The sequence below is a fragment of the Pseudomonas sp. UTLPPB19802 genome (assembly GCF_059730225.1).
This window is the reverse complement of sequence record NZ_AP048545.1, coordinates 6,449,810-6,468,040: the sequence shown is the minus strand read 5'-3', so window position 1 is coordinate 6,468,040 and position 18,231 is coordinate 6,449,810. Positions and strand designations below refer to the sequence as shown.

The window sequence follows — 18,231 nt, the reverse complement described above, 5'->3', positions numbered from 1 at the left end:
CCTACGTCAGCAGGATGATGGAGCCCTGGAAGGCTCCATATAGGGAATAGGCTCATGAATTACCTCGAACGCTCCATGTCCGCCTTGCGCTCCGTCGGCATCACTTTCCCTGACCAGAATGCCCCGGTGCTGGCGCTGCTGGACCAGGTGGCGGTGTATGACAGCACGCGTGTCACCAACATCGCCGCCACCCTGCAACAGTCCACGGTGTTCAACGCCGCGGTACGCGACAAGTTGCAAGGCATGGACATCAGCACCCGCTACGCCGACATCGCCAGCAGTTTCGACTCGATCCAGAACGATGCACGGCAGATGCTCGAGTGGATGGCCGACGGCAAGCTGCAGTTCTCCGAACGCATCCAGCTGGCCTGGCTGAACATGCGCCGTGGCTCGATCCCGGATCGTTTCGAGAAAATCCGCACCACCTATCTCGATGTGGCGAAGTCGGCCAATGAGCAGATCCAGCTGGAAACCCTGATCCTCGATTCCTACCAGGACTACCGCCTGGCAATGAAGACCGCCGAGGTCGATGCCAGTGAAGTGCAAAAGATCGCCCAGGGCAAGCTGGACGCCCGGCGCCAGGCACTGACCGAGGCCACTGCGGCCCTGGAAGGTGAGCTGGAAGCACCGGAGCGTTCCAAGCGCGAGTTGGCGCGGGACGTTGCCCTGCGTGACCTGCAGGACGAGGACAAGCGCTTCCAGATCATCACCGACATCGCCGACCAACTGAAGGCCGGCTACAACGCCGCCGAGCTGGTGTTTGCCCGCCTGAGCCAGTACCACTCGGTCAAGGAGCGGCTGTACCAGCGTGCGGTGAGTTTCTTTGCCACCAACGAGATCGTCTTCACCGGCCTGGCGGCGGGCTTTACCGCGTCCGGCGGGCTGGCCGAGGTGACCAATACCCTCAATGCGATGAATGACGGCATCAACACCAGCCTCGAAGTCCAGGCCAAGATCGGTGGCGACCAGCTCAACGCCGCGCTCAAGGCCGGCTACGGCACCACGCTGAAGGTCAGCTCGGTCAGGGCCCTGGCCGATGCCGTGGTGGAGTTCCAGGCCAGCAGCCTGGTTTTGATCCAGGAGCTGCGCAAGGAATCTTTGGCGGCGTCCGCCGAGATCGAGTCGATCACCGAAGAGAGCAAGCGCCGCTTCACCGCCCTGCTGCAGAAAGGAGTCTGAGGTGAGCAACGTTCCTCTCTCCGAAATGATGGGCGCCATGGCCGTGGTCGATGAGTTGCGCTACAGCAAGGCCGAGATCCGCAAGTATCTCGACCTGCCGTTGCAGCGCCAGCAGATTGCCGAGCGGATTCGCGAGTACTACCGGGCCCGCAATGTGGAAGTCGACGACGCCGTGGTCGACGAGGGTGTGCACAACTTTTTCATCAATCGCCTGACCTATCAGCAGCCATCGATCGGGCGGTTGTCCCGGCGCCTGGCACAGGCCTATATCGACCTGGGGCGCCGGCTGCGGCTGGTGCCCGTGGCACACCAGGAGGGCTGATGAACGCGAGCAGCATACTGGCATCGCTGAACGAGAACTCCCGGCGATACGAATACGAACTGCGCAAGTTCCAGCTTGAGCTGTCCAATGCCCACGAGCAGGAGCTGCGTCTGCAGCAGGAGATCGGCAGGATCTTCCCGCAGTTGGCCGGCCATCAGTTGTCTGGTGGCGCGACGCTATCCGTCGAGGTGCAGAGCCTGCTCGACCAGCGAACCCAGGACGAGGCCGCGTTGCGTCAGCGACTTTTGCAGACCGAGCAGGGCATTGCCGCACAGGCCCAGGCCCTCGCCAGGGTGGTCGAGGAGCTTGATGATGCGGCCGCCGCGCTTGAGCGCAAGCTGGAGCAGGACCCGCGTTACCAGCAGCAGGTTCTGCTGCACGAGCAGGCGGTGGCGCAGTGCGCCGACGCGGCGCGTTCCTACAAGGAACTGCGCGCCGAGTGCAGTCGCAAGCTGCCGGCCTTCCAGGTCGATCCGTTCTATCTCTACCTCAAGGCTCGGGGTTTCGGTACCGAAGGCTATTCCACCTGGGCCCTGTGGCGTACCCTCGACCGCTGGTTGGCCAAGCTGTGCAATTTCACCGAGAACCATGCTTCGGAGCGCACGCTGCTGGCCATGCAGGAGGCCAACGAGGCCGCCAGCTGGCAGCGTGATACCCACCGTGGCGTGCAGGAGGCCGAACTGGCCCGCCTGCAGCAGGAGATTCTGGCGACGGGCGACCTGTCGATCTTGCAGAAGAACCGCCAGCAGGCACAGCAGGACCTCGATGCGGGCAAGGCCGGGGCCAATGTCCTGCATGAACGCCTCGACCAGTTCGTCAACCGCCAGGACCAATATTTCGCCAAGGCCTCGAGCTTGCTGGCCACGCAACTGGCGGAAATGAGCAACGTCACATTGGAGCGTCTGGCCGGGCAGACAACTGGTGTCGAGGATGATCGACTGGTGCTGCATCTGCGTGATTTGCGCACCGAGCTGGACGAATTGCGCGTGCGCATACCGTTGCTGGAAATGCGCTGCCGGGATGCCACCAGCGACTACGAACGGGCCAAGCAACTGGAGCGCGACATGCAGGCGGACGATCATGTCAGCGGCCGGTACAACTATTCCGAGGACATCGACCTGCAGAAGTTGATGGCTGGTTTCATGCAGGGTGGCATCTCGATGGATCAGGTGCAGCAGCAGGTGGAGCGGCATCGCAAGGCCGCCAAGGTGGTGTCCAGCGAGACGACCACTCGCAGTTTCAGCTTCAGTTTCAGCAGTTCATCCAGTCCCAAGCGCAAGTAGGGTCTGGTCGAGGTGATCGGCAGGGGGCAGCATGGGCTGCCCCCTGCCGTTTCCGCCCGACGGTCATCGCGCTGGGGCAATTGGGCTGAACGGCCACGCTGGGCGCCTGTCACTACAGATGAGGGAGACTTTTCCTATCCAGAGTGGGAGGTTGCATCAGGATGACGACTTATAACTGGGAACTGATTGAGCGTCTGCTCCATGAGGTGCAGAACAGCGCCGGACATAATTTCGCCCCGCGGGCGTATGCCGAGCAACATGCCACGGCCCAGGCTGCGGCGGGAGAGCTACCGGATAATCTCGATGCGCTCAAGGCGCTGGCGGCCGATTACGAACGGTTGCTGCTAAAGAACGGCTTCATCGCCCCTCGGCCGGAAGAGGAAGGCGGCAATGGCGAGAACTTCGTCCTCACGCCGCGAGGCTCCAGCCTGTTGAGCCTGATCGACAGCAGCATTCCTGGCAATGACCATCCGCGGCTGGTGCTGGATGACCAGCAGGATGCGCTGGACCCGCAGGTGTTCGATGAGGTGGCGTCGAAGGCGCAGATTGCCTGAGGCTTCAACGGATTGGTTGTCCGCGAACGTGGCCTTCGGGCCACGCACTCACCACTCATGGACTCAATTGTCCTTCAGGCACTTCAACTCGCTGAAATCTCGTCGCAGATCGGCAATCCGCTTCAGCAACAACTCTCGCTGGGTCGGGCTGCTTTCGGCCACCAGGTCGACGATCAGGCTGCGCGTTTCCCGTTCGGTCCGCTGGTAGGCCTGGCGATACTCGGCTGTCCACAGGCTGTCCTGATGCTGCAGTAGCTGGGCGATTCGCTGCTCGAACCCGGTGCTGTGACGCGCCGCTACCGCCTCGCTCAGTTGCGTCTGCCAATAGGCCCGGTTGGCGATCCACAGGCGGTTCTGCTCGCCGAGGGCGGTCGACCAGGCGATGACCCGTTGCTGTTGGCCAAGGCTCAACGGGCCGATCCAGGCCTTCAGGCGCTTGCTCATGCGTTCGCCGCGGTCGCGGATCTGTTCAGTCAGCGGTGGCGCGACATACTCGGTCTGGCGTTCGCGCTGCTCCTTGGCGAAGGCCTCGTCCATCTCCGCGACTTGCCGATCATCCAGCCCCTTGAGCAATTCGCTGACCGACGGGGTGATTTCCCGGGCAACCTGGGCGACTGCCGCCCTGGCTTCGGCAGTGCGCGCCTGCAGTTGGCTGTCGTTGACCTGGCCGTTCTCGACCATGCCCTGCACGCGGTCCAGCCACTGCAGGTAGTCGGGCAACTGCGTGGTGCAGTGCCATTGCAGGTGTTCCTTGAGACGTTCGTTGAGCCAGCCCTTTTGCTCGCGATGCATGTCGATGTAGTCGCCGAGAGTCCAGGGGATGATCACATCAAGATTGCGATAGGCCAGGCCGATGCGGGTGCAGGCGGCCAGTGCCAGGCTCAGGATCAGGCAACAGAACAATACGGCGCGGCGGCACGGCATGAGCGAATCCTTGCTGGAGGGGCGTTATCCCCATAGAACACCGGATGGCCTGGCGGTTCAATGCAAAGATGCCGGCCGTGGCCGGCATGGCTGAAACAAGCGCGGGCAGATTCGGGTAGAATGGCCGCCACGCAATGAGGGTATCGGAAATGGCTTTAGTCGGGCGCTACAACAGCTTGCAAGTGGTCAAGCACACTCACTTCGGTTTGTACCTGGATGGTGCGCAGGATGGCGAGATTCTTCTGCCCAATCGCTACATTCCCAAGGATGTCCCGAGCGAGGATGAGGACTGGCTGAACGTCTTCATCTATCTGGACAGCGACGACAAGCTGATCGCCACCACCGAGACCCCGAAAGTCCAGGTTGGCGAGTTCGCCAGTCTCAAGGTCAAGGAGGTCAACAGCATCGGCGTGTTCCTCGATTGGGGCCTGTCCAAGGACCTGCTGCTGCCGTATTCCGAGGAAAAGCGCCAGTTGAACGCCGGCGACTACTGCGTGGTGCATGTCTATCTCGACAAGCACACCCGTCGCATCACCGCCACCGCGCGCCTGGATCGTTACCTGGACAAGACCCCGGTCAATTACAAGGTCGGCCAGGAAGTCGACCTGCTGGTGGTCGAAACCACCGACATGGGCTACAAGGCGATCATCAACAACAAGCACTGGGGCCTGATCCACAAGAACGAGGTGTTCAAGTTCCTGCGGTCCGGCAAGCGCGAAAAGGGCTACATCAAGCAGATCCGTGCCGACGGCAAGATCAGCCTGAGCCTGCAGCCGGTCGGTGAGGAAGCTGCCGGTAGCCTGAACTCGAAGATTCTCGCCAAGCTGCGCGACAACAATGGGGTGCTGCCGGTCAGCGACAAGAGCGACCCGGCGCTGATCAGCGACCTGTTCGGGGTCAGCAAGGGCAACTTCAAGAAGGCCATCGGTGCGCTCTACAAGCAGGGCCAGATCGTCATTCACGCCGATCGCATCGAACTGAGCTGAACGCCCATCGTCAAGGTTCCGTCATCTTCGTCGGGGCCTTGACGTTACTGCGTAATACCACGGGCTCCACGCCGATAGACCCGCGTTCATTCTATTTCGGCAAGTTTTCCTGAACTCAGCTATGTTTTCGTTACTACGCCTGAACGCTTCGGAGGCGGTGACGGGGGACTGTCGGTTTTTCAAGCAATCTGCGGCGCCGGCGTCCAGGCGACGGATGGTCTCAGTGATTGCCTGGAAATACCGATAGCCTTGGAATAGCGAGGCAAAAAGGGATTCTTGCAGTCATGTTCAATTCTCATCTGAAGAAGATACTTGAGAGCAAAGAAGAAGAGCTTTTCGAGCTGAAGCAGTTGTTCCATGGCATGACGGCGGAAATGGTCTCGCTGGTGCTCGATCCGCAGTTTCGCATCATGGGCTTCAACCAGCGTTTTCTCGACCTGCTGGGCTACAAGGCCGAGCAGATGAAGGATCGCCCGTTGGATAACTTCGTTCCGGCCTACGTCAAGAACCTGCCTTGCTTCCACAATCTGCAGGCCGCGGTGGCCAAGGGCGTATCGGTCAGCGACAACTATCGGTTCCTGCGGGCCGATGGCACCCTGGCCTGGCTGCACGGCAGTTGGCAGCCGGTGAAAAACGAGAAGGGTGATCTGCTGCATATCCAGTGTTTCGCCCGCGATGTCACTCATACGGTCGAAACCATGAAGGAGAACGAGGCCTTCATCCAGGCGTTGCTGCGTTCGACGGCAGTGATCGAGTTCAGCCTCGGTGGTGAGGTCATTACCGCCAACGACCAGTTCCTGCGGGCCATGGGCTATTCGCTGGCACAGATCGTCGGCAAGCATCACCGCATGTTCTGTTCGAGCGAAGAAGCGAATTCCAGCGGGTACCAGGCCTTCTGGGCGCGGCTCAACCGCGGTGAGTATGTCGCCGACCGCTTCATGCGTCTCGACAGCCAGGGGCATGAGGTCTGGCTGGAAGCCACCTATAACCCGGTGCATGACGCCCAGGGCCAGTTGTACAAGGTGGTCAAGTTCGCCAACGTGGTGACCGACCAGGTGGTCCGGGAGAAGGAGGTCGGTGAGGCGGCGGTCATCGCCTATGGCATTTCGCAGCAGACCGACACGTCGGCGCAGCGCGGTGCCACGGTGGTCAAGGACACGGTGGCGACCATGCAGGAAATTTCCGAGGAGATGCAGTCGGCCTCGGAGGGCATCGAGGCGTTGGGCAAGCAGTCGATGTTGATCACCTCGATGGTCCAGACCATCGGCAGCATCGCGGCGCAGACCAACCTGCTGGCGCTCAACGCCGCGATCGAGGCGGCCCGGGCCGGTGAACAGGGGCGCGGATTCGCGGTGGTGGCCGACGAGGTCAGGCAACTGGCCGGCCGCACCAGCGCCGCCACCGAGGAAATTGTCACGGTAGTCCAGCAGAACCAGAAGCTGGTGGATGAGGCGGTACGGGATATGTCCACCAGTCGCGTCAAGGCGGAGCAGGGCCTGTCCCTGGCCAATCAGGCCGGGGAGGTGATTGTCGAGATCCAGGACGGTGCCAAACAGGTGGTGGGCGCGGTAGGTCGGTTTGCCAACCAGCTGAAATGAGCATCGAGCCCAGGCAAATAGCGGCCTGATCGACGTCCACGCGTCGGTTTGTAGCTTTTTGCCATGATTTAGCGCAACGAACGCCATGCAAAGGAAGCATTACCCAGCACTTGGAGCTATGATCTGTTCGAGGCGACCAAGAACCATGTCGCTCGCATTACCCTGAAGGGGGCTTTATGAAAGACAAACTGCAAACTTGGCTCCACGACCTCGGTGTCGCCCTCGGCCTGATCGAGCCTCCGCTGCAACCGGTGCCCATCCGCACCGACGACGACCGCCGTCGCCGGCAACAGCAGTCACGCCGCTAAGCGCTTTTTGGTGGTGTCGTCACCCGGACTGGGTGCGGTAATTTTCCGACGCGTTCAATTCGAGCTCTTCTCCATGAGAAGAGCTCTATTGTGTCGTGTGTCATCTCAGGCTACACGGGTTCTTGCGTAGATAAAGCGGCTCAGGTCGTCGAGGGTGTTGATTCCACGCAGGTCCCGCTTGACGTCCAGTTGCAGGTGGAACCGGGATGCCAAGTCCTTGAACAGGACGGCAATATCGAGGGAGTAGCTGTTTTCTTCAGCCAGGGCGGGGTCTTGCAGCCATTTCAGCGACAGTTGCTGTTCAATGGAATGGCAGATCTGTTGATGGATTTCGAGCCTGTTCATGATTGCCTCACAGGAAAGGATAGTGGTCGTGGATCCCCTTCCCAGGGCATTGCGATAGCTGTCATGAGCATGACACCAGCGATCCTTGTACCTTGGGACTAATCCCAAAGGCAGTCGCTAAGTGCCAGTACAGCATAGGTTGGCCCGAATGCATTCCACCATTGGTCGGAGACTTGCAAGGGGGGCGGCGAGAGGCAAAAAAAACGGGTGCGACAACCGACGTCGCACCCGCTGAAGTAAACGCAGTATCAGATGGCGCTGGCCACGGTCGCCGGGCGACGGGACATCAGGCTGATGACGATGAAGCTGACCAGGCCGACGGCGAGGCTGTAGTAGATCGGCGTGTTGGCATCCAGACCGTCCTTGAACATGAACACCAGCGCGGTGATGAAGCCCAGGGCCATGCTGCCGATGGCGCCGGCCGTGGTGGCGCGTTTCCAGTAGATGGCGCCGATCAGCGGGATCAGCATGCCGCCCACCAGCAGGTTGTAGGCCAGGGTCAGGGCGCTGATCACGTCGCTCACCACCAGGGCGATACCCAGTACCACGATACCGGTCAGGCAGGTGAACAGGCGGTTGAGCGCCAGGCTCGACTGCTTGCCGCCACGCAGCTTGGGCAGCAGATCTTCGGTCAGCACCGTGGAGGCGGCCAGCAGGCCGGCGCTGGCGGTGGACATCATGGCGGCCAGGGCCGCGGCAATCACCAGGCCGCGAATGCCGTCTGGCAGCGACAGTTTGACGATGGCGGCGAAGGCGTTATTGACGTTGTCCAGGTCCGGGATCAGCACGTGGGCAGCCATGCCGATCAGGGCGCAGGCCAGGCCGTAGGCGATGCAATAGATCCCGGCGACGCTGCCGGCGTACTTCGCGACCTTCTCGTCCTTGGCGGTGAACACCCGTTGCCAGATGTCCTGGCCGATCAGGATGCCGAAGAAGTAGATCATGAAGTAGGTGATGATGGTGTCCCAGCCGATGGTGGTGAAGTTGAAGCTTGCCGCCGGCAGCTTGCTCACCAGCTCATCCCAGCCGCCGACGCGGTACAGGCAGATCGGCAGCAGGATGAACATCAGGCCGACGGTCTTGATGATGAACTGGACGATGTCGGTCAGGGTCAGCGACCACATGCCGCCGATGGTCGAGTAGACCACCACTACGCCACCGCCGAGCAGTACCGAGACCCAGAACGGCAGGCCGAACAGCACTTGCAGCACGGTGCCGATGGCGAGGATCGAGGTCACTCCGATCATCAGCGCGTAGGCGAGCATGATCACCGCGCTGGCCTGACGGGCCATCGGGTTGTAGCGCTTTTCCAGCACCTGGGTGACGGTGAAAATCTTCAGCTTGAGCAGCGGTTTGGCGAGGAACAGGTTCAGCGCAATGATGCCCAGGCCCAGTGCCGCGCAGAGCCAGAAACCGGAAATGCCGTGGACATAGCCCAGGCGCACGGTACCGACGGTGGAGGCGCCGCCCAGCACCGTGGCAGCCATGGTACCCATGTACAGGGTCGGGCCGAGGTTGCGGCCGGCCACCAGGTAGTCTTCGTGGGTTTTGGCCTTGCGCATGCCGTAGTAGCCGAGCAGGAGCATGCCAGCGCAATAGATGAGTACAACCAATAAATCCAGGGCCATGACGGCGTGTCTCCGATTGTAGTTTTTATGATGGAACAGTGATGGGCCAACTGTTGTGCAACTGGCGTGCTGGCGATCGCTAACGGTCAGAGGATCTCTTCGTCGACTGACACACCGCTATCGCCAGCAAGCCGACTCCTACACAGGTCAGGCCGTCTGCTGTGCGGTCGGCTTTTTCGCCGGGCTCGCCCCTTTGCTGCGTGGATCATTCGGCCCATAGACCTCGGGCGATTCCGGGAACAGGCTCAGCAACGCCAGATACATCAGGGCTGACAGCCCCAGGGTGATCGGCAGGCTGATGTCGATCCCGTCGGCCAGGTTGCCCAGCGGGCCGACGAACTGCCCCGGCAGGTTGACAAAGCACAGGCCGACCAGCGCGCTGGGGATCCAGGCACCCAGGCCGCGCCAGTTCCAGCCGTGGTTGAACCAGTAGCGGCCACCGGTTTCGCCACGGGTGAAAACTTGCAGGTCATCCGGGCAGTAGTAGCCGCGACGCACCAGCAGGCCGATCAGCATGATCACCATCCAAGGGGTGGTGCAGGTGATGATCAGCACGGCGAAGGTCGACACGCTCTGCACCAGGTTCGCCGCGAAGCGTCCGATGAAGATGAAGGCGATCGACATGAGCCCGATCAGCAGGGTCGCCTTGACCCTCGACAGCAGCTTCGGGAACACGCTGGACATGTCCAGGCCGGTGCCATACAGCGAGGTGGTGCCGGTGGACATGCCGCCAATCACCGCGATCAGGCACACCGGCAGGAAGAACCAGCTCGGCGATACGGCCAGCAGGCCGCCGACATAGTTGTTCGCCGCGATGTAGTCCGGTGCCTTGATCGCGACGATGGTCGCGGTGGCAAGGCCGAACAGGAACGGGATCAGCGTGGCGAGCTGCGCCGCGACCACCGCCAGCAGGATCTGCACCTTCGGGGTTTCCCGCGGGATGTAGCGCGACCAGTCGCCGAGGAACGCACCGAAGGAGATCGGGTTGCTCATCGCCACCAGTGCCGAACCGATGAACGCCGCCCAGAACCCGGCCTGGCCCAGGGCCACGGTGCCGGCGAAATGGCTGTCGAACGCGGGTGCGAAGGCGAAAATGCCCAGCAGGAACAGCAGGCTGGCGGCCCATACGGCGATCCGGTTGACCCACAGCATGAAGCGAAAGCCATAGATGCACACCGTCAGCACCAGTACCGCGAACAGGCCGTAGGCCAGGCCCAGGGTCAAGTCGGTTTCCGGTACGTCGACCAGTCGCTTGGCCCCACCGATCAGCGCATCGCCCGAGCTCCATACCGAGAGCGAGAAGAATGCAATGGCGGTCAACAACGACAGGAACGAGCCGACGATCCGCCCGTGGACACCGAAGTGCGCACCTGAGGACACTGCGTTGTTGGTGCCGTTGATCGGCCCGAACAGGCCCATGGGCGCCAGGATCAGCGCACCGACCACCACGCCCAGGACAATTGCCCAGACTCCGGCCTGGAAGGACAGGCCGAACAGCACCGGGAAGCTGCCGAGCACGGCGGTGGCAAAGGTATTGGCGCCGCCGAAGATCAGGCGAAACAGGTCACCGGGCTGGGCGTCGCGTTCGTTGTCCGGGATCTGTTCGACCCCGTTTGTTTCAATGCTGCTAAGGCTTTTGTCGTTGTTGTTGTTATTCATGATCGCTCCGATCACTGCGGCGCCCCCGTCTTCTGCGGGGGCTGCCGATGTTGGCTAAGGGGAGGGCAGTCCTTGGGGTGTTGCTGACAAATGTTCATGGCAGGCCAGCCAGTGGCCCTGTTCTTGTTGTTTGCGAAACACGATGGTTTCGCGTTCCTGGCTAAAGAGTTGCTCCCCTTGCAGACGCAGCGTGGTGGCTACGTCGTGGATGAAAATCGCCACGTCGCCCTGCAGGCTGACGAAGGCGTTGCTTGAGGTGCACGAGAGCACTTCGAAGCCATCCTTGGCACGCCACTCATCCCACAACGCCTGGTAGGCGTCGCGCGACAGCAGCGGCTGTTCGAGCGTGTAGAAGACGAAACTGGCATCGGCGCTGAAGGCGCCGAAGTAGGCTTCGCGATCGTTGGCGGCAAAGGCGGCCACCAGTTCGGCGGCGGCCTGGAGAACCTGTTCACGGTCGTTCATGGTAACGCCTCAGCGGTGGGCTACGCCTGGGAGTACACAGAGCATTTCGTACAGCAGGTTGGCACCCAGCAGCGAGGTGTTGCCGGTGGTGTCGTAGGGGGGCGAGACTTCCACCAGGTCGCAACCGACCAGGTCGAGGCCTTGGCATCCACGGACGATTTCCAGGGCCTGGATCGTGGTCAGGCCGCCGATTTCCGGCGTACCGGTGCCCGGTGCCCAGGCCGGGTCGATGCCATCGATGTCGAAGCTCAGGTAGACCGGGCCATTGCCGACCTTTTCCCGGACTTCAGCCATCAGCGGCTCCAGAGACTTGTGCCAGCACTCTTCGGCCTGGACCACTCGGAAGCCCTGCTTGCGGCTCCAGTTGAAGTCTTCGGCGGTGTAGCCCTGGGCACGCAGGCCGATCTGCACCACGCGGTCGCAGTCCAGCAGGCCTTCTTCGACGGCGCGGCGGAAGGTGGTGCCGTGGGCGATTTTCTCGCCGAACATGTGATCGTTGACATCGGCGTGGGCGTCGATGTGCACCAGGCCGACCTTGCCGTGCTTCTTGTGGATGGCACGCAGGATCGGCAGGGTGATGGTGTGGTCGCCGCCCAAGGTCAGCGGGATGACGTTGTGTTCGAGGATCGCGTCGTAGGACTCCTCGATGATACGCACGGCTTCGAGCAGGTTGAAGGTGTTGATCGCCACGTCACCGATATCGGCAACCGACAGTGAGTCGAACGGCGCGGCGCCGGTGGCCATGTTGTACGGACGGATCATCACCGATTCGGCACGGATTTCCCGTGGGCCGAAGCGTGTCCCGGAGCGCAGCGAGGTGCCGATGTCCAGCGGTACACCGACGAATGCGGCATCGAGGCCGGCGGGCGACTGCAGGTGGGGGAGGCGCATCATGGTGGCGATGCCGCCGAAACGCGGCATTTCGTTACCGCCCAGTGGTTGGTGAAGAATCTTGTCCACGGGTAAGCCTCATCATTTGTTCTGGTTATCAGGGGACCGATTCTGCGAAAGACGCCGGACGGGAAAAATCGCTGCCGGCAAATACTTAGTTCAGATTTTTCTAAACTAATGGGGCTCCGGGCATTAGACTGCCCGTGCGCTGAAGGTCGCCTCTGTGGTGTGTAGCTGACGGTTTGGTGTCCAGTTGGGTTGTGTGGTGAGCGGGCTTGCCCGCGCTGGAGCGCAATCGCGGTGCACCAGTAGTATCTGGATCGCCGGCTTTACGGCTGCTTTGCAGCCGAGCGCGTGCAAGCCCACTCGCCACAATGCTGCGCACAGCCAAGGGACGGCGGACTCTCATTCTTATGCCAGCGGAGTACCCATGGCCAACGCTTTACCCGACCTGAAACTATTGCGCATCTTCGTCAGCGTGGTGCGTCACCAGGGTTTCGCCAACGCCCAGCAGGAGTTGAACCTGTCGACGTCGGCCATCAGCACCTACATGAGCCAGCTTGAGTCGAGCCTGGGATTGGTGTTGTGCCACCGTGGCCGTGGCGGTTTCAGCCTGACCAGCAAGGGCGAGCTTTTCCACCAGGAAACCCTGCGCCTGCTGGGCGAACTCGAAGGCTTCGAGCAGTACGCCGCCGCCCTCAAGGGTGAATTGCGCGGCACGCTGAACCTTGGCGTGATCGACTCCACCGTCAGCGAGCCGGCCTTGCCCCTGGCTGAGGTCATCGGTGCCTATAGCCAGGAGCATCCCGGGGTACACCTGCACCTGTCGGTACTGAGTCCCTACGAATTGCAACTGGGTGTCCAGGACAATCGCCTGGACCTGGCCATTGGTGCCTTTTCCACGCGCATGAGTGGGCTGGTCTACCAGCCGTTGTACCGCGAGCAGCACTGGCTGTACTGCAGTAATCGTCATCCGCTGTACAACGAGCGGCGGATTCCCGAGCAGGTCATCACCCAGCAGCGCATGGTCGGCCGTGGCTACTGGAGCCAGGCGGAACTGGCCCGGCACGGCTTCAAGCACAGTGCGGCGACCGTGGAGAGTATGGAGGCACAGTTGATTCTGGTGCTGTCCGGTGCCTACATCGGCTATCTGCCGGAGCACTACGCCCAGCCCTGGGCGGACAAGGGCGACCTGCGCGTGCTGCTGCCGGCGACCTTTGGCTACCAGGCCCCCTTTTCGATGATCCTGCGTCGTGGCCGTAGCCGCGAACCGTTGATCCAGACCTTTCGCGACCTGCTCAAAGCGCAGCTCAACCAGCCCTGACCGGAACCACCTTTATGTCCAGAGCCTGCTGCGAACGCTGCCTGCGTCCCCAGACCCACTGCCTTTGCACTCTGATCCCTCGACTCGATAGCCGCACTCGCGTGCTGGTGCTGCAGCATCCGAGCGAGGTCGGTCATGCCTTGAACACCGCTCGGCTGGCGACCCTCGGCCTGACCAATGCCGAATTGCGGGTGGGAGAGGTATTCGATGACCTGCCGACACTGCTCAACCAGCCCGGCTACCAGGCGCGGCTGCTATTCCCGGCGGATGATGCGCAAATGCTGCAGCCCTGCCGGGCGATGGCGGATGAGCAGCCGATGTTGCTGGTAGTCCCCGATGGCACTTGGCGCAAGGCGCGCAAGCTGCTGTACCTCAACCCGCTGCTGGCCAGTTTGCCGAGGGTGACTTTGGAACCGGGTGCGGTTTCGCGCTATCGCCTGCGCAAGGCGCCTGGGCCGGGTGCCTTGTCGACGGTGGAGGCGATTGCCCATGCCCTGGAAATTCTGGAGCAGCCGGCTTCGTTCGAAGCCTTGCTCAGGCCGTTCGAAGCATTGATCGAGGGGCAGATCCAGGCGATGGGCAGCGATACCTACCAGCGCAATCACGGTGATTGAGCTTCATGGGGATCAGCGCCGCGGCGCCAGGGTCTTTTGCCGCAGGATGTAGAGGGTGACCAGCACCGCGCTGGTCAGCATGAACAGGCGCGCCCAGAACAGCGGTACCAGGTAGCAGGAAAAACCGATGCTCAACCACATCAGGCCGATGGCGTAGACCTTGCCCTTGAGCGGGATGCCATTGCCTTCCAGATAATCGCGAATCCACGGACCCAGGCGCGGGTGCTCCACCAGCCAGTGGTAGAACCGTGGTGAGCTGCGGGCAAAACAGGCGGCAGCCAGGAGCAGGAACGGCGTGGTCGGCAGGACCGGCAGGAAGATTCCCATTACTCCCAGCGCCACGCTCAGCCAACCGATGGCCAACAGTGCGTAGCGCAGGAGCGGCGAGCGATTGCCCGTTGGGCGCATCGCCACAGGCCGAGACTCAGTGGTGACGAGGCTTGAGGATCGCCGGCTTCTCGTCGGGCGCATTGCAAAGCAGGTACAGGGCGGTCAGCGCTTCCGGGATCTGCACGATCATGTCGTCCATCAGGTTGGCGTCGGCGGCGATGTCGGAGAACTCCGGCTGCTCGTCGAACAGCCCCGAACCGACCATGATCGGCAGGAGCATTTCGCTGACTTCTTCCTCGGCGGTTTCGAACCAGGCTTCCTCGCGCAGGAACACCCCCTCCATGAAGCCGATGCACCAGCCGCGCAGTTCGGAGTCGTCCGGATCATCGCCCAGGTCGAGATCACACGGCAGCTCGAACTCCTCGTCGGAGGCCAACTGACGGGAAATGTGCGCCTTGAGCTGGATCAGCGTGGCTTCGATCTCTTCGCGCTGGGCGGCGTCCTTGTAGTGTGGCTCTTCGGCGAACAGGGCGTCGATCCATTCCCGATCGGGAACCACGTCGGAGCAGATCGACAGCGCAGTCAGGTAGCCGTGGGCGGCCACATAGTCCAGCGCTTCTTCGTGCAGCTCGTCGGCGTCGAGGAAGGCTTGCAGGCGGGTGAGTTGCTCAGCGAAGGACATGAGGGGGCTACCTTGGGAATAAACGATGCTGAATTCTAGGCGTTCTTGAGCTCGCAGGCCAGCAAACCGTCCCTTGTGGTGAGCAGGCTTGCCCGCGCCCGGCGGCAAGGCCGTCGTAAATCGTACCAGCCCCATTTACCTGGAGCGGCGTATTCCCGGCTTTCCGGGACGGTTAACCGACCGACATCGCCCTTAGCCGTCCGACGCTCGGGTATACTGCCGCGTTTTGTAATACCCCAATGCTGGTCGTAACGGCTGGAGAAATGCCCGCTTACGGTTTTTTCCGTCAAGACAGCGGCTTTTCGACCAGCCTTTGCAGGGGGATTTCGGTGATTTTTGGAGTGGCTATGCTCGAACAGGCTCAACGCGTCCTCAAGGACATCTTCGGTTACGACAGCTTTCGCGGTCGCCAGGGTGCCATTATTGAGCGCGTGGCCAGCGGCGGCGATGCCCTGGTGCTGATGCCGACCGGCGGCGGCAAGTCGCTGTGCTATCAGGTTCCGGCCTTGCTGCGCGATGGCCTGGCGGTGGTGGTATCGCCGTTGATCGCGCTGATGGACGACCAGGTCGCGACGCTGGAGGAACTCGGTGTCGCGGCGGCGGCGCTGAACTCGACGCTGAGCGCTGAGCAGCAGCGCGAACTGGCCGCGCGGATTCGTCGCGGTGAAGTGAAAATGCTCTACCTGGCGCCCGAACGCCTGGTCCAGCCGCGCATGCTGTCGTTCCTGCAGAATCTCGATATCGCCCTGTTCGCCATCGACGAGGCCCACTGCGTTTCGCAATGGGGCCACGACTTCCGCCCGGAATACCTGCAACTCGGCCAGTTGGCCGAGATGTTCCCGAATGTCCCGCGCATCGCCCTGACCGCTACTGCCGACAAGCGTACCCGCGAAGAGATCGTCAACCGACTGCACCTGGAAAACGCCGAGCGTTTCCTTTCCAGCTTCGACCGGCCGAACATCTTCTATCGCATCGTACCGAAAGAGCAGCCGCGCAAGCAGTTGCTGGCGTTCCTTTCGCAACGGCGTGCCGACTCCGGAATCGTCTACTGCCTGTCGCGCAAGAAGGTCGACGAAGTTGCCGCGCTGCTCTGCGAGCAGGGTTTCCCGGCCTTGTCGTATCACGCCGGGCTGCCCTCCGAAACCCGGGCGGACAACCAGAAGCGCTTCCTCAACGAGGAAGGCCTGATCATGGTCGCGACCATTGCGTTTGGCATGGGCATCGACAAGTCCAACGTGCGTTACGTTGCTCACCTCGATCTGCCCAAGTCCCTGGAGGCCTACTACCAGGAGACCGGTCGTGCCGGCCGTGATGGCTTGCCGGCTGATGCCTGGATGGCCTACGGCCTGCAGGACGTGGTGATGCTCAAGCAGATGTTGCAGAACTCCGAGGGCGACGAACGCCACAAGCGCCTGGAGCATCACAAGCTCGACGCCATGCTGGCGCTGTGCGAGGAAACCCGCTGCCGCCGCCAGACACTGCTGGCCTATTTCGATGAAGACATGCCGCAACCCTGCGGCCATTGCGACAACTGCGTCGATGGCGTGCAGACCTGGGACGCCACCGAGCCGGCTCGCCAGGCGCTGTCGGCAATCTACCGCACCGGCCAGCGCTATGGCGTCGGTCATCTGGTGGATGTGCTGCTGGGCAAGGAGAACGACAAGGTTCGTAGCTTCGGCCATCAGCACCTGGCGGTGTTCGGCGTGGGCAAGGCGCTCAGCGAGGGCGAGTGGCGCTCGCTGTTCCGCCAATTGGTGGCACGCGGCCTGGCCGATATCGACATCGAGGGCTACGGCGGCCTGCGCCTGAGTGACACTTGCCGGCCGCTGCTGCGTGGCGAAGTCAACCTGGAACTGCGCCGTGACCTCAAGCCGCAGGTCGCCGCCAAGAGCGTCTCCGCCAGCCCGGCCAGTCAACTGGTGCGCGGCGAGGAGCGCGAGCAGTGGGAAGCCTTGCGTGCGCTGCGGCGCAAGCTGGCCCAGGAACATGCTGTGCCGCCCTATGTCATCTTTCCCGACTCGACGCTGCTGGAGATGCTCCGCAGTCAACCCACGACCATGGCCGAGATGGCCAGGGTCAGTGGCGTCGGTGCACGCAAGCTGGAGCGTTATGGCGAGGCGTTCCTCGAGGTACTGGCAGGAGAGGCCGAGACGCCCAAGGCGGTCGCTGATATCCGCCACGAACTGATCAGCCTGGCGCGTGCCGGCATGACTCCGCTGCAGATCGCCGGCCAGTTGCAATGTTCGGAAAAGAACGTCTACACGCTGCTGGCCGAGGCCATTGGTCGCCAGGAGCTGTCGCTGGAGCAGGCCCTGGATCTGCCCGAGGATCTGATGGGGGAAATCCAGGACACCTTCCTCGATGGCGAGGGGGAGCTGCCCGCCGTGAGCGAGATCGCCGAACTGTTCGCCGGACGTGTGCCCGAAGGCGTCCTGTATTGTGTGCGGGCCGCCCTGCAAGCCGAATTCGAACTATGAGGAGAGGGAAATGGACGCTTCCCCGGCCTATCTCTGTTTTATTTGCGACAAGTCATGTTTGCACACAGCTCAAGTCTTGCCTCCAGCCGGGCTCCATGCTTAGCTGACTAATAATTAGTTTTGTCTATTTTAAGTCTGACCATGAGTTTTTTATGTCGTTAACCGATGAACACCGTTTTGGCATGCAACTGGCGCAAATGTCCCGCGGCTGGCGTGCCGAACTGGACCGCCGGCTGGCCGGCCTGGGCTTGTCCCAGGCCCGTTGGCTGGTGCTGCTGCACCTCGCGCGTTTTTCCGAGGCACCGACCCAGCGTGAGCTGGCGCAGAGCGTCGGAGTGGAAGGGCCAACCCTGGCGCGCCTGCTCGACAGCCTGGAAACCCAGGGGCTGGTGCAGCGTCACTCTGTCGTCGAGGACCGCCGGGCCAAGAAGATCGTGCTCTGTCCGTCGGCGCGGCCGTTGATCGATCAGATCGAAACCATTGCCACCGCGTTGCGCCATGAACTGTTCGAGGGCGTCGACGAGGAGGAACTGCGCATCAGCATGCGGGTTCACAGCCGGATATTGGCGAATCTGGAAAAATCCTGAGGCATTCCCGTACTGCCGGATTTGGAGAATCCCTGGCCGGCAGACTATAAGATTTACTGGTTCTGTGTATTGTGT

At 61.9% G+C, this 18,231-nt stretch carries 19 protein-coding genes and 1 pseudogene; 12 read left to right on the top strand and 8 right to left on the bottom strand.

Features of this window, described 5'->3' with window-relative positions:
* The first annotated feature begins 54 nt into the window (after positions 1 to 54).
* The 4 genes from AC6I6U_RS28330 to AC6I6U_RS28315 all read left to right on the top strand — a co-directional run bounded on the left by AC6I6U_RS28330 (position 55) and on the right by AC6I6U_RS28315 (position 3,338).
* A complete protein-coding gene (locus AC6I6U_RS28330; protein WP_497879281.1) occupies positions 55 to 1,179 on the top strand; it encodes a merozoite surface protein 3b in 1,125 nt (374 codons plus the stop codon).
* A 1-nt stretch (position 1,180) separates the two neighbouring features.
* Complete coding sequence (locus tag AC6I6U_RS28325; RefSeq protein WP_497879280.1) at positions 1,181 to 1,501, top strand: DUF6384 family protein; 321 nt, start codon at positions 1,181 to 1,183, stop codon at positions 1,499 to 1,501.
* Entirely contained in the window at positions 1,501 to 2,784 is a 1,284-nt protein-coding gene (locus AC6I6U_RS28320) for a hypothetical protein (RefSeq protein WP_497879279.1), read from the top strand. The genes AC6I6U_RS28325 and AC6I6U_RS28320 overlap by 1 nt, the downstream gene beginning before the upstream one ends.
* Before the next feature lie 161 nt (positions 2,785 to 2,945).
* Positions 2,946 to 3,338: a transcriptional regulator gene (locus AC6I6U_RS28315; RefSeq protein ID WP_497879278.1), complete on the top strand. Its 393-nt coding sequence runs from the start codon at positions 2,946 to 2,948 to the stop codon at positions 3,336 to 3,338.
* A gap of 63 nt (positions 3,339 to 3,401) precedes the next feature.
* On the opposite strand, the gene AC6I6U_RS28310 is transcribed toward AC6I6U_RS28315, so the two are convergent.
* A complete protein-coding gene (locus AC6I6U_RS28310) occupies positions 3,402 to 4,262 on the bottom strand; it encodes a DUF6279 family lipoprotein (RefSeq protein ID WP_497879277.1) in 861 nt (286 codons plus the stop codon).
* A 149-nt stretch (positions 4,263 to 4,411) separates the two neighbouring features.
* Between AC6I6U_RS28310 and AC6I6U_RS28305 the strand changes: the two genes are divergently transcribed.
* From AC6I6U_RS28305 to AC6I6U_RS28290, 4 genes and pseudogenes are all read left to right on the top strand, one after another.
* Positions 4,412 to 5,248: a CvfB family protein gene (locus AC6I6U_RS28305; RefSeq protein ID WP_497879276.1), complete on the top strand. Its 837-nt coding sequence runs from the start codon at positions 4,412 to 4,414 to the stop codon at positions 5,246 to 5,248.
* A gap of 284 nt (positions 5,249 to 5,532) precedes the next feature.
* Positions 5,533 to 6,297 (top strand): annotated as a pseudogene (locus tag AC6I6U_RS28300) (PAS domain-containing protein); the annotation flags it as partial.
* Positions 6,271 to 6,846, top strand: a complete 576-nt coding sequence (locus AC6I6U_RS28295) for a methyl-accepting chemotaxis protein (protein WP_497883121.1) — start codon at positions 6,271 to 6,273, stop codon at positions 6,844 to 6,846. The pseudogene AC6I6U_RS28300 and the gene AC6I6U_RS28295, both read left to right, overlap by 27 nt.
* A gap of 176 nt (positions 6,847 to 7,022) precedes the next feature.
* Positions 7,023 to 7,154, top strand: a complete 132-nt coding sequence (locus AC6I6U_RS28290; protein ID WP_497879275.1) for a PA1414 family protein — start codon at positions 7,023 to 7,025, stop codon at positions 7,152 to 7,154.
* A gap of 105 nt (positions 7,155 to 7,259) precedes the next feature.
* Here AC6I6U_RS28290 and AC6I6U_RS28285 read toward each other — a convergent pair whose 3' ends face one another.
* From AC6I6U_RS28285 to speB, 5 genes are all read right to left on the bottom strand, one after another.
* Positions 7,260 to 7,499 carry a hypothetical protein gene (locus tag AC6I6U_RS28285; RefSeq protein ID WP_497879274.1) on the bottom strand — a complete coding sequence of 80 codons (240 nt, stop codon included), beginning with the start codon at positions 7,497 to 7,499 and terminating at the stop codon, positions 7,260 to 7,262.
* Positions 7,500 to 7,747: 248 nt separating this feature from the next.
* Positions 7,748 to 9,127, bottom strand: coding sequence for a sodium:solute symporter family protein (locus AC6I6U_RS28280; RefSeq protein WP_497879273.1), 1,380 nt, complete (start codon positions 9,125 to 9,127; stop codon positions 7,748 to 7,750).
* A 147-nt stretch (positions 9,128 to 9,274) separates the two neighbouring features.
* Positions 9,275 to 10,786, bottom strand: a complete 1,512-nt coding sequence (locus AC6I6U_RS28275; RefSeq protein ID WP_497879272.1) for a purine-cytosine permease family protein — start codon at positions 10,784 to 10,786, stop codon at positions 9,275 to 9,277.
* A gap of 54 nt (positions 10,787 to 10,840) precedes the next feature.
* The gene (locus tag AC6I6U_RS28270) at positions 10,841 to 11,251 is read right to left on the bottom strand and encodes a YybH family protein (RefSeq protein WP_497879271.1); all 411 of its coding nucleotides are present in this window, start codon (positions 11,249 to 11,251) and stop codon (positions 10,841 to 10,843) included.
* 9 nt (positions 11,252 to 11,260) lie between these two features.
* Positions 11,261 to 12,211, bottom strand: coding sequence for an agmatinase (gene speB / locus AC6I6U_RS28265; RefSeq protein WP_497879270.1), 951 nt, complete (start codon positions 12,209 to 12,211; stop codon positions 11,261 to 11,263).
* A 361-nt stretch (positions 12,212 to 12,572) separates the two neighbouring features.
* Here speB and AC6I6U_RS28260 point away from each other — a divergent pair, with 361 nt between their 5' ends.
* The gene (locus AC6I6U_RS28260; protein WP_497879269.1) at positions 12,573 to 13,466 is read left to right on the top strand and encodes a LysR family transcriptional regulator; all 894 of its coding nucleotides are present in this window, start codon (positions 12,573 to 12,575) and stop codon (positions 13,464 to 13,466) included.
* Positions 13,467 to 13,480: 14 nt separating this feature from the next.
* On the top strand, positions 13,481 to 14,080 hold the full coding sequence (locus AC6I6U_RS28255) for a tRNA-uridine aminocarboxypropyltransferase (RefSeq protein WP_497879268.1): 600 nt from the start codon (positions 13,481 to 13,483) through the stop codon (positions 14,078 to 14,080).
* A 12-nt stretch (positions 14,081 to 14,092) separates the two neighbouring features.
* Here the strand turns inward: AC6I6U_RS28255 and AC6I6U_RS28250 are convergent, their stop codons facing one another.
* Together AC6I6U_RS28250 and AC6I6U_RS28245 are read right to left on the bottom strand one after the other, a co-directional pair.
* Positions 14,093 to 14,488: a YbaN family protein gene (locus AC6I6U_RS28250; protein ID WP_497883120.1), complete on the bottom strand. Its 396-nt coding sequence runs from the start codon at positions 14,486 to 14,488 to the stop codon at positions 14,093 to 14,095.
* 16 nt (positions 14,489 to 14,504) lie between these two features.
* Entirely contained in the window at positions 14,505 to 15,092 is a 588-nt protein-coding gene (locus AC6I6U_RS28245; RefSeq protein WP_497879267.1) for a UPF0149 family protein, read from the bottom strand.
* A gap of 347 nt (positions 15,093 to 15,439) precedes the next feature.
* On the opposite strand from AC6I6U_RS28245, the gene recQ reads away from it, so the two are divergent.
* Positions 15,440 to 17,569 carry a DNA helicase RecQ gene (gene recQ / locus AC6I6U_RS28240; protein WP_497879266.1) on the top strand — a complete coding sequence of 710 codons (2,130 nt, stop codon included), beginning with the start codon at positions 15,440 to 15,442 and terminating at the stop codon, positions 17,567 to 17,569.
* A 152-nt stretch (positions 17,570 to 17,721) separates the two neighbouring features.
* Positions 17,722 to 18,156, top strand: coding sequence for a MarR family transcriptional regulator (locus tag AC6I6U_RS28235; RefSeq protein WP_497879265.1), 435 nt, complete (start codon positions 17,722 to 17,724; stop codon positions 18,154 to 18,156).
* Positions 18,157 to 18,231: the final 75 nt, after the last annotated feature.